The organism is Nonomuraea sp. NPDC046570, assembly GCF_040645915.1.
Taxonomy (GTDB): Bacteria; Actinomycetota; Actinomycetes; order Streptosporangiales; family Streptosporangiaceae; genus Nonomuraea.
The window spans coordinates 1-9584 of the sequence record NZ_JBEYZF010000081.1; the positions used below are offsets into that span (position 1 = coordinate 1).

The 9584-nt window shown below is 67.9% G+C and carries 10 protein-coding genes; 6 read left to right on the plus strand and 4 right to left on the minus strand.

The genetic code is table 11. The features are described 5' to 3' along the window. Nucleotides 1-395: ATP-binding cassette domain-containing protein (locus ABZ911_RS42295; protein WP_358070081.1), on the minus strand; the 395-nt coding region annotated here is incomplete at its 3' end. Nucleotides 396-825: 430 nt separating this feature from the next. Here ABZ911_RS42295 and ABZ911_RS42300 point away from each other — a divergent pair. From ABZ911_RS42300 to ABZ911_RS42310, 3 genes are read left to right on the plus strand one after another with little or no spacing between them, the layout of a single operon-like run. After that, on the plus strand, nucleotides 826-2019 hold the full coding sequence (locus ABZ911_RS42300; protein WP_358070084.1) for an isochorismate synthase: 1194 nt from the start codon (nucleotides 826-828) through the stop codon (nucleotides 2017-2019). Between the two features lie 49 nt (nucleotides 2020-2068). Next, a complete protein-coding gene (locus tag ABZ911_RS42305) occupies nucleotides 2069-2782 on the plus strand; it encodes a class I SAM-dependent methyltransferase (protein WP_358070087.1) in 714 nt (237 codons plus the stop codon). A gap of 51 nt (nucleotides 2783-2833) precedes the next feature. Next, the gene (locus tag ABZ911_RS42310; protein WP_358070090.1) at nucleotides 2834-3250 is read left to right on the plus strand and encodes a pyridoxamine 5'-phosphate oxidase family protein; all 417 of its coding nucleotides are present in this window, start codon (nucleotides 2834-2836) and stop codon (nucleotides 3248-3250) included. Between the two features lie 72 nt (nucleotides 3251-3322). On the opposite strand, the gene ABZ911_RS42315 is transcribed toward ABZ911_RS42310, so the two are convergent. From ABZ911_RS42315 to ABZ911_RS42325, 3 genes are read right to left on the minus strand one after another with little or no spacing between them, the layout of a single operon-like run. Then, nucleotides 3323-4114 carry an ABC transporter permease gene (locus tag ABZ911_RS42315; protein WP_358070093.1) on the minus strand — a complete coding sequence of 264 codons (792 nt, stop codon included), beginning with the start codon at nucleotides 4112-4114 and terminating at the stop codon, nucleotides 3323-3325. Beyond that, nucleotides 4111-4872, minus strand: a complete 762-nt coding sequence (locus ABZ911_RS42320) for an ABC transporter permease subunit (RefSeq protein ID WP_358070096.1) — start codon at nucleotides 4870-4872, stop codon at nucleotides 4111-4113. The genes ABZ911_RS42315 and ABZ911_RS42320 overlap by 4 nt, the downstream gene beginning before the upstream one ends. Next, complete coding sequence (locus tag ABZ911_RS42325) at nucleotides 4869-5813, minus strand: ABC transporter substrate-binding protein (protein ID WP_358070098.1); 945 nt, start codon at nucleotides 5811-5813, stop codon at nucleotides 4869-4871. The genes ABZ911_RS42320 and ABZ911_RS42325 overlap by 4 nt, the downstream gene beginning before the upstream one ends. 417 nt (nucleotides 5814-6230) lie before the next feature. On the opposite strand from ABZ911_RS42325, the gene ABZ911_RS42330 reads away from it, so the two are divergent. The 3 genes from ABZ911_RS42330 to ABZ911_RS42340 all read left to right on the plus strand — a co-directional run. Continuing rightward, nucleotides 6231-9002, plus strand: a complete 2772-nt coding sequence (locus tag ABZ911_RS42330) for a nitrate- and nitrite sensing domain-containing protein (RefSeq protein WP_358070101.1) — start codon at nucleotides 6231-6233, stop codon at nucleotides 9000-9002. Continuing rightward, nucleotides 8999-9421, plus strand: coding sequence for a roadblock/LC7 domain-containing protein (locus ABZ911_RS42335; protein ID WP_358070104.1), 423 nt, complete (start codon nucleotides 8999-9001; stop codon nucleotides 9419-9421). Before ABZ911_RS42330 ends, ABZ911_RS42335 begins: the two co-directional genes overlap by 4 nt. 5 nt (nucleotides 9422-9426) lie before the next feature. Beyond that, the coding region (locus tag ABZ911_RS42340) for a DUF742 domain-containing protein (RefSeq protein ID WP_358070107.1) at nucleotides 9427-9584 on the plus strand (158 nt) is incomplete at its 3' end.

Below are 9584 nucleotides of genomic sequence, written 5' to 3' on the forward strand. Positions count from 1 at the left end.
AAGGGGTATTTTTTGGCGGCGGCGGCGAGTCCGACTGATTCGAGTGCTTCTTCGGCTGCGGCTTTGCGTTGTTTCTTGTCCATGTCGCGGCGGCGGAGGGGGAGGGCGACGTTGTCGGCGACCGACATCCAGGGGAACAGGGAACGGCTGTAGTCCTGGAAGACCACGGCCAGATTGCTGGGCGTCTCCCGCACGAGCTTCCCGTCGACGTGAACCTCGCCCGCCGACGGCTGGATCAGACCGGCGATCGAGCGCAGCAAGGTCGACTTCCCGCAGCCCGACGGCCCGACGATACACAGCAATTCGCCCTCGGCCACGCTCAGGTTGAGCCCGTCGATGGCGTGGTGCGGGGTGGAGCCGCCATAGCTATGGCTCAGATTGGCGATCTCAAGCAAGCTGAATCCTCATGCCGCGAGTCCATGAACAACAGCGGGACTCTATCGGAGGGCGAAGCGATTACGCCACGTTATGTCTGATTAATGCCCTATTGGCCTGGTTCAGTGTCGATTTCAGAGGAAATAGAGCCATTGTCCACAGGGGCATCATCGGTCACACTGGTCACAGCTCTTGACCTGACGCCGTTTCGGCCGGGGCCCATCAGATCTAGCGAGGGGACTGCCGGGTTTACCCGGCAGGGGAATCGCTTCCCTGATATGGTTCTTGTGTTCGAAAACGGGCAGGGCTTGTCCGTCGCCTACCTCAGCCGGGGGAAGCGAGAAGCCGCTCCCTTTAGGGAGGGGAGGAGTCACGGCCCGATGGATCTGGAGAAGTGAGCCTGCCGCCGATCCCGGCGATCTGCTCGGCCGATTACCCAGCCCCGAATCGGTGGTCTGGGTGCGCGGCGGTGACGGGTTCGTCGGGTGGGGCGAGGCCGTCCGCATCAAAGTGCCCGAGGGGCGGGGCGCGTTCGCCCGCGCCGAGCAGGCCCTGCGCGACCTGTTCGCCGCCTCCGAGATCCACGACGAGGTGAACGTGCCAGGGTCGGGCCCCGTCGCCTTCGGCAGCTTCGCCTTCGACTCCGAACACGGCTCGTCCGTCCTGATCGTCCCCCGGGTGATCCTCGCCCGTCGCGCCGGAGTCTCGTGGCTGACCACCCTCGAAGGGGAGGCCGAGCCGCGGACCGGCCCCTCGCGCTACTCGCCGATCGCGCCGATCAGCTGGTCGGCCACCACGGCCGAGCACGCGCGCTGGACGACCAAGGTACGCACCGCGCTCGCCGAGATCCGCTCGGGCCACATGAGCAAAGTGGTGCTGAGCAGGCACCTGAACGGCCTCAGCGCGGGGATCATCGATCCGCGGAGCATGATCGAGGCGCTCGGCCGCAGATTCACCGAATGCTTCACCTTCTCCTGCGGCGGGCTCATGGGCGCCACGCCCGAACCGCTCATCCGGAAGGAAGGCGGCCGGGTCGAGTCGCTCGTCCTGGCGGGTTCGGTGCCGCGCGGCGCGGACGAGGTGACCGACCTCGCCCTCCGGGCCACGCTGCACTCCTCCGCCAAGCTGGCGCACGAGCACCGCCTGACCGTCGAGTCGGTGGAGGAGAAACTGGCCGCCCTCTGCACGGAGGTCAGCGTGCCGCCACCCATGTCGCTGGTGCTCGCCAACATCCAGCACCTGGCCACCTTGATCAGCGGCCGGCTGCGAGCGGACGACTCCGCCCTCTCCCTGGCCGCCGCGCTGCACCCCACCGCCGCCGTCTGCGGCACCCCGTCCGCCGTCGCGCTGCGGTTCATCCGCGAGTTCGAGAGCGCTCGTCGCGCCAGGTACGCGGGGCCCGTCGGCTGGATGGACTCCAGGGGAGACGGCGAATGGGGTCTCGCGCTGCGCTGCGCGAGCGTCATCGGCCGGCGCGTCAAGCTCTGGGCGGGCGCGGGGATCGTCGAAGGCTCCGAGCCGCAGGCCGAATGGCTGGAGACCGAGGTCAAACTCAGCGGCGTACTCGACGCGCTGTCCGCCGTACAGGACCTGCCTCACCCCGCCATACTGACACCGGGGCAGGGGGGACTAACTCATACCTGATATGTATAACCTCGCAAAGATCGCCAACTACGGCGTCCTGGAGTGATCAATGGTTCGGGCAGATCTCGACAAGGAACCCACACGGGTCTCCAGCATGTTCGATCATGTGGCCGCCGGCTACGACCGCACGCGCTCATTACTGTGGCTCGGCCGCATGGGCGCCTGGGGCGGGCATGTGGCCAAGGCGGCCGACATCGGGCCCGGGCTGCGGGTCCTCGATCTCGCGGCCGGCACGGGCACCTCGTCGCTGACGCTGAAGCGTCCCGGCACCGAGGTCGTCGCCTGCGACTTCTCGCTGGGCATGCTCAAGGTGGGCCGCTCGCGTACCCGTGCGGTGACGTTCCTGGCAGGGGACGCGCAGCGGCTGCCGTTCGCCGACGACTCCTTCGATGTGGCGACGATCTCCTTCGGGCTGCGTAACATCGCCGTGGCCGAGACCGCGCTGAGCGAGATGCTGCGGGTCGTCAGGCCGGGCGGACGGCTGGTGGTCTGCGAGTACAGCCGCCCCGCGGGGCCGCTCGGGCAGCGGCTGTGGTTCGCCTATCTCAAGTACCAGCTTCCGCTGATCGCCAGGCTGGTGAGCACCAACCCCGAGGCGTACACCTATCTCGGGGAGTCGATCAAGGCTTGGTCGACTCCCGAGCAGTTGGCCTCGCGGATCAGCGCTGTGGGCTGGGGCTCGGTGGCGTGGCGCAGGCTCGACGGGGGAGTGGTGGCCCTGCACCGGGCCGTCAAGCCGGTTCAGGGTGAGATCGCCGAATAAACTTGATCTAGGTGGTTGTGGCGGGGATGAGCGGTACAGCAGCATGTGACGATGTTCACCGAGAATGAGATCAGCTTCCTTACCGCACATTCCACTGGCCACCTGGCCACCGCCACCCGTGACGGGCAGCCCCACGTAGTGCCGGTGTTGTTCACCCTGAGCGACGACCGGACCTCGATCGGGATCGGCGCGCGCAACCTTCCCGACCGTGGGCAGAAGCGCCGGTACAGGCGCGACTGCGAGGAGAACTCGCAGGTGGCCTTCGTCGTGGACGATCGACCCGACCCGAGCACGCCCCGGGGCGTCCTCGTGCACGGCGTGGCGAAGTTGCACAGCGAGGGCGGTGAGCCGCTGGTGCCCTCCGGCGGGCCCGAGTGGGTGGAGATCATCCCCACCATGATCTCGTCATGGGGGATCGACACCGGCCCCCTTGCCCCGCCCAACCGGCGTGTCATCAGCGGTTCCTGAGCCAGGGCGACAGCCCCAAACAGAGACGAGGGTGTCCACGTATGGACACCCTCGTTCTCGCTCCGCGGCCGGCTAGTCGGCGGACAGGCGCTGCGCCCCCGCCTGCCAGGCGAGAGCACGACGCTGTACGGCCAGCAGCACCATGTTGAGCAGATAACCGAGCAGACCGATCAGCACGATGGCCGACCACATCCGCGGCAGGTCCCCGACGGCATAGGCGTCCTGCAGGAGGTACCCGATGCCGTTGGAGGTGCCGGGCATCAGCTCGGAGAAGACCATCAGGATCAGCGCCACGGACAGGCTGAGCCGCAGCCCAGCGAAGATCTTGGGCATCGCGGACGGGATCAGCACCAGCCGCAGCCGCTGGGCCGCGCTGAGCCGGAACACCTGGGAGGTCTCCAGGTACAGCGGCTCGATCGAGCGGAACCCGTCGGTGGTGTTCATCATGATCGGCCAGATCGTGGCGAACACGATGGTGGCCAGCTGCATCTGGGTGCCGATCTGCAGCAGGACGATGAACACCGGCACCATGGTCGGCGGCGGGATCGCGCGGAAGAGCTGGAGAAGCGGATCCAGGTAGGCCCGGGCGGTGGGCGAGCGCCCGAGGGCGAACCCGAGAACCACCCCCACCACCACGGAGATGAGCAGCCCGACACTCATCCGGCCGAGACTCGGCAGAATGTTGTCGAGCGCGGTCTCGGTGAGGAAGAGCTGCCCGGGGGGCCCGGAGAACCACAACTCGTGGGCGGTCGCGACGATCGTGCTCGGGGCGGGGAAGTAGTGGCTGGCCGCGGCGCGGGTGGCCGCCTCCCACGCCAGGCAGCAGCCGATGAAGATGCCCCAGCTCTGCAACACGGATTTCACGGGCGCACCCAGAAGAACAGGCGGCCTTCGCCGCGGACCAGCAGCGTGTTGAGCAGCAGGCCGAGCAGCCCGGCCCAGACGGTGACGGCCAGGACGTCGATGGTGGTGCCCGGCAGCAGGGAGACGCGCGCCACGTAGACGCCCATGCCCTCGCCGGTGCCCATGAAGATCTCGCCGGCCACGGTCGCGATGAGGGCGATGCCGGCCGAGAGCCGTACCCCGGTCGCGATGAACGGGGCGGCCGCGGGCAGTGACGCCAGGCGCAGGATGGCCAGGCGGCCGAAGCCGAACGAGCGCAGGGTGTCCACAGCGACGGGGTCGACGTCACGCAGGCCGTACACGGTGTTGAACAGGACCGGCCACAGCGAGACGTAGGTGACCACGGTGATCCGGGTGGCCGAGCCTGACCCGAGCATCATGCCGACCAGGGGGAACAGCGCCACCCCCGGCATCGGGCGGAGGAACTCCACCACTGTGCGGGTGGCCGTGTTGACCCCGGGGACGCTGCCGAGCAGCAGGCCCAGCGGAATGCCGACGCAGGCGGCCAGTGCCGTGCTCGCTCCCCAGGTGGTCAGTGTTCCGGCCAGATGGCCGAGGAACTCGGACTCGACGGCCAGTCCCGCCGCCCGCTTCAGGATGTCCGAAGCGGGCGGAAGGGACTCCCTGCTGACCAGGCCGATGCGGCCGAGGACCTCCAGGAAGATGAGGAGGGCGGCGATCCCCGCAGCGCCGCGTCCCCATATGCCCAGGCGAGTCACTTACTCGGCGAGAAGATGATGTCGGCGGCCTTGAGGTCGTTCTGGAGCAAGCCTTCGACCTTCATCTGGTCGATGACGCGCTGGATCCGCTCGGCGCTGACGGTGGTCGGGAAGTCGACCACCTTGATGGTCGAGGCGGTCTTGGCGTCCATCTTGGTGAAGGTGGGTAGCTGCAGGACCTTTTCGACGTTGGTCCGGTCGCCGGCCGCCTCCTGCGCCTTGCTGAGCGCGCGGGCGAGCGCCGCGGCGGTCTTCGGGTTCTTGTCGATCCACTCCTGCTTGACGAAGTAGCCGGCGGTCGGCCAGTTCTGCGTCGGACCGGACGCGAGGTCGGTCACGACGCGGAATCCCTTGCCGAGCGCCTGCGTGGTGAACGGCTCGGTGAACGCGGCGGCGTCCACCTGGCCGGCCTCTACGGCCTGCATGGTGGCCGGGACCGGGATCGGGACGTATGTCACCTTGTCCGGGTCGATGCTGTTCGCCCTGAGGACCGCGTTAAGCATGAGCGGTTGCACGTTCTTTAGTACGGCAACAGCAATCTTCTTGCCCTGTAGGTCCTTAATGGACCGAATGGGCGATTTGTCGGGTACGAGCACAGCCTGGATACCCGGCTTGCCGAGCGACCCCTCCGAAATGATCTTGAGCTTCTTGCCGTTGGCGATGTTCTGGATGAGCGTCACGTAATTGGCGAAGCCCAAGTCGACCTCGCCGCTCTCGAAAGCCGTAGAACCGGCCCGGCTGTCGGTGAAGAAGGTCGTGACGGCGTTCAGGCCTTCGGTTTTGAAGACGCCCTTGTCGATGCCGACGTGGAGCCCGGTCTGGTCCAGGAACGGCAGGCCCATGGCCTTGACCTCGGTGGTCTCCAGGCCGCCCGCGGCTGCAGGGGCTTTGGCCTTGTCGTCGCCGGAGCCGCACGCCGTGAGTGTGAGCGCAGCCACCATGCCGATGAGCAGCGATGCGCGAGGGAATCTCATAGCACTTCCTCAGTTCGGGGGGACGCACGGACCTTGCCCAATGTGTATATATCGGACATGTGGTCGAGGCAGGGGGAGTCTAGCGTGAAGGATGTGACGTACGTGAAGATTGAGGTTTGGTTCTTGAGGGAATTTGTAGCAGTTGGCATAGATGATCGCTTTATGCTCGAATAATCCCTCACCGATGGACGTGAGAGGTTGCGGAGTACCTTGAGGACACGGACCGAGTACGACAGGGATCCCCCCAAGGCTCCAGGTCAGCCAGGGCGGGATACGGTCAAACCTGCCGAAACCCAGGAGGAGACTCCTGCTCCGAGCAGGCGCAAGGCGGGCAGTAAGTGGAGGCTGGCTGACTGGCGCGTACGCCAGCGCCTGGTCGTTCTCGTGCTGCTCCCCGCTCTCGCCGCCGTGGTCCTGGCCGGCCTGCGGGTCAACACGTCGCTCGCCGTCGCGAGCGACTACCAGCGGGTCATTGAGATGGCCCGCCTCGTCGGCACCCTCGGCGAGTTCGCGCAGAACCTGCAGAACGAGCGCGACCAGAGCGCCCGCTACGTCGCCAGAGGACGCAGGGCGTCCGAGATGCGCGAGGTCAGCGACATCTACCGCAAGGTCGACGACCTCAAGGGCCGCCTGCTGAAGGACCTCGGCTCGGTCAACGCCGACTACGGCCAGCGCGCCGTGGAGAAGACGCGGCAGATCCGCATCCGCATCGACCGGCTCGACGCGCTCCGCCTGGGCGGCAGCGGTGACTTACGTCTGCCAGGGACGATCACCGCTCAGTACAGCGACTGGATCGCCGACGTCCTGGCTTTGCACGATGAGATCCGTCAGGGAACCACGGACTCGGAGCTGACCTCCGGCGTACTGGCACTCGGTTCCCTCTCGCGAGCGAAGGAACAGGTCTCCGTACAGCGCGGTCTGCTCATCGGAACCCTGGAGACCCGGCGCATCTCGCCGAGCGACCTGCAGGCCGTCGAGGCCGCCAGGGCCCGCCAAGATGGCGAAATCGTGGCGTTCAAGGCGGAAGCCGCACTGACCCACCGCCAGCTCTACGACGACACCGTCACCGGTAGCAAGGTCGACCTCGCGAACTACCTCAGCCTCCGGGCCATCTCCCGCGTGAGCGAGGACGGCCGGCTCGTCATCGACAAGTTCAGTAGCCGCGTGGGCGACGCCAAGTCGTGGTTCGACTCCAGCACCGTGACCATCGAGCGCCTGCGCAAGGTGGAGACCGCCGTCTCCCAGTCGATCGTCCTGCGCGGCGTCGCCCTCCAGGACGCCGAACGCCGCGCCGCCTACATCGCCATCGCCGCCGTGCTGGCCCTCGTCATCGCCGTCCTTCTCGTCACCTTCCTGATGGCCAGGTCGCTGGTCACCCCGCTTCGCCGGCTGCGCAGCGAGGCGCTGCACATCGCCGGCCACCGCCTCCCCGAAACCGTGCGAGCGGTCAGAGAGTCTGGCGAAGGCGCGTCACTGCAGGTCCAGCCCATCGGCGTGGCCTCTAGGGACGAGGTCGGAGAAGTCGCGCGGGCGTTCGATGAGGTGCACCGTGAGGCTGTACGGCTGGCGGGTGAGGAGTCCAAGCTCCGCGCGAACGTGAACGCGATGTTCGTCAACTTGTCGCGTCGTAGTCAGACGCTGGTCGAGCGTCAGATCACCTTGATCGATGGTCTGGAGCAGGGCGAGCAGGACGAGCAGCGGTTGGCGAACCTGTTCAAGCTGGATCACTTGGCTACTCGTATGCGGCGTAACAGTGAGAACCTGCTGGTTTTGGCCGGCCAGGATCCGCCGCGGCGCTGGAGCCAGCCGGTGCAGTTGGTGGATGTGGCCCGCGCCTCGTTGTCGGAGGTCGAGAACTATGAGCGGGTCTCGTTGCAGGTCCCGGGTGGTGTGGCGGTCGTCGGTCAGGCGGTGAACGACGTCATCCACCTGCTCGCGGAGCTGGTGGAGAACGCTCTGGCGTTCTCCCCGCGGGAAACTCGCGTCGTGGTGTCGGGTAACGGCATCGACGGCGGCGCGGTGATGATGTCGATCACCGACTCCGGTATCGGGATGACGCAGGAAGAACTGGCCGCCGCCAACGAGCGGTTGATGGACAGCCCGACCGTCGATGTGTCGGTGTCCCGACGCATGGGCCTGTTCGTGGTCGCCAGGCTGGCCCACCGCCACGACATCCGGGTACAGCTCAGGCCGCATGGCTCAGGCGGTCTGACCGCCATGGTGCTGCTGCCCGAGTCACTGTTCGGCGGCCAGGCGCCCGCCTTCGCGGGGACCGCGAAGGCACCGGCGGCCGAGGTCGCCTCGCCGTTCGCCACGCCGGGCTGGCCCGGCGACACCGGCGGCATCGCACCCGGCTGGCCCGGCGACCCCATGGGCGGCCCCCAGGGCTGGCCCAGCGATCTCGGCGAACTCACGCCCCGCCCGCTGTCCGCCCAGGCCCCCACCCCGGCCCCCGCACCCACACCCCCGCCCGCGCCCACGCCGGGCTGGCCCTCCCAGCCGGGCGGCGGCTGGCCCTCCGACCCGGCCGGCTGGCCGTCGGAGCCGAGATCGGGCGGCACCTTCGACACCGCGGACGTGTGGGCCCCCGTACAGGGCAACGGCGGAAGCCCGCAGCGAGGCAGACTGACCGACTCGCCGTCGTGGACCCAGGAACCGCCACCCGCCGAGCGCAGCCCCTGGCCCGACCGGGAACAAGGCGGAGGAGCGCCGCCGCGCAGGTACGACTACCCCGAGACCGAGGCGGCGGCCACCGGCCCCATCCCGGTCGTCAAGCCCGCCTCCTCGGGTGACGAGTTCCTGCCGATCTTCGCCTCGATCGAGTCCGCCTGGTTCGACCACGGCGACAGCGGGTCGTGGGGATCGGAGAAGGCGGACGCCGGGTGGACCGCCGCGGCGGCCGCGCGGGAGCCGGTCAAGGACGGTTCCACCGCCGCGGGCCTGCCCAAGCGGGTACCCAAGGCGAACCTCGTACCGGGATCGGCCGTCACCTCCGCGCCCAAGGGCGTGGCACCCATGCCGGAGATCTCACCCGACCGCGTGCGCAGCAGGTTCTCCAGCTTCCAGCAGGGATACCGGGCCGCGCGCGGCGACATCAACGAAGGCCGCTATCCGGGCGGCTCCAAGAGTGTGGACAACAGGGAGGAGGGCGAATGAACGATCTGAGCCATGCGGCTCGTGGTGTGGACTGGCTGATCACTGATTTCGTCAGTACCGTTCCGGGAGTCGCCCACGCCGTGGTGGTCTCGTCCGACGGTCTGCCGCTGGCCGCCTCCGCGGGGTTTCCCGCCGATCGGGCCGATCAGTTGGCGGCGATCGCGTCGGGTTTGATCAGCCTGACGCAGGGAGCCGCGCGGGTTTTCGAGGGCGGGCCGGTCAACCAGACGATCGTCGAGATGCAGCGGGGGCTGATGTTGATCATGTCGATCAGCGACGGCTCCTGCATGGCGGTTCTGGCCGCCCCCGACTGCGACATGGGACTGGTGGCCTACCAGATGACCCTCATGGTCGACCGAACGGGACAGGTTCTCACTCCGGCCGTACGCGCGGAGCTTCGTGCGACTCAGACCAGGTGATGTAGGTGACGGACCCTCGTTGGAACACCGGCGGCGGCTGGCAGCCCCCGCCCCAGGCGCAGGCCGAACCGGCCTCGCCGGTCCGGCCTTACGCGGTGACCGGTGGTCGTACGGCGCCGCGGGTGAAGTTCGCGATGGAGGCGCTGGTCTCCTCCGCCACGGT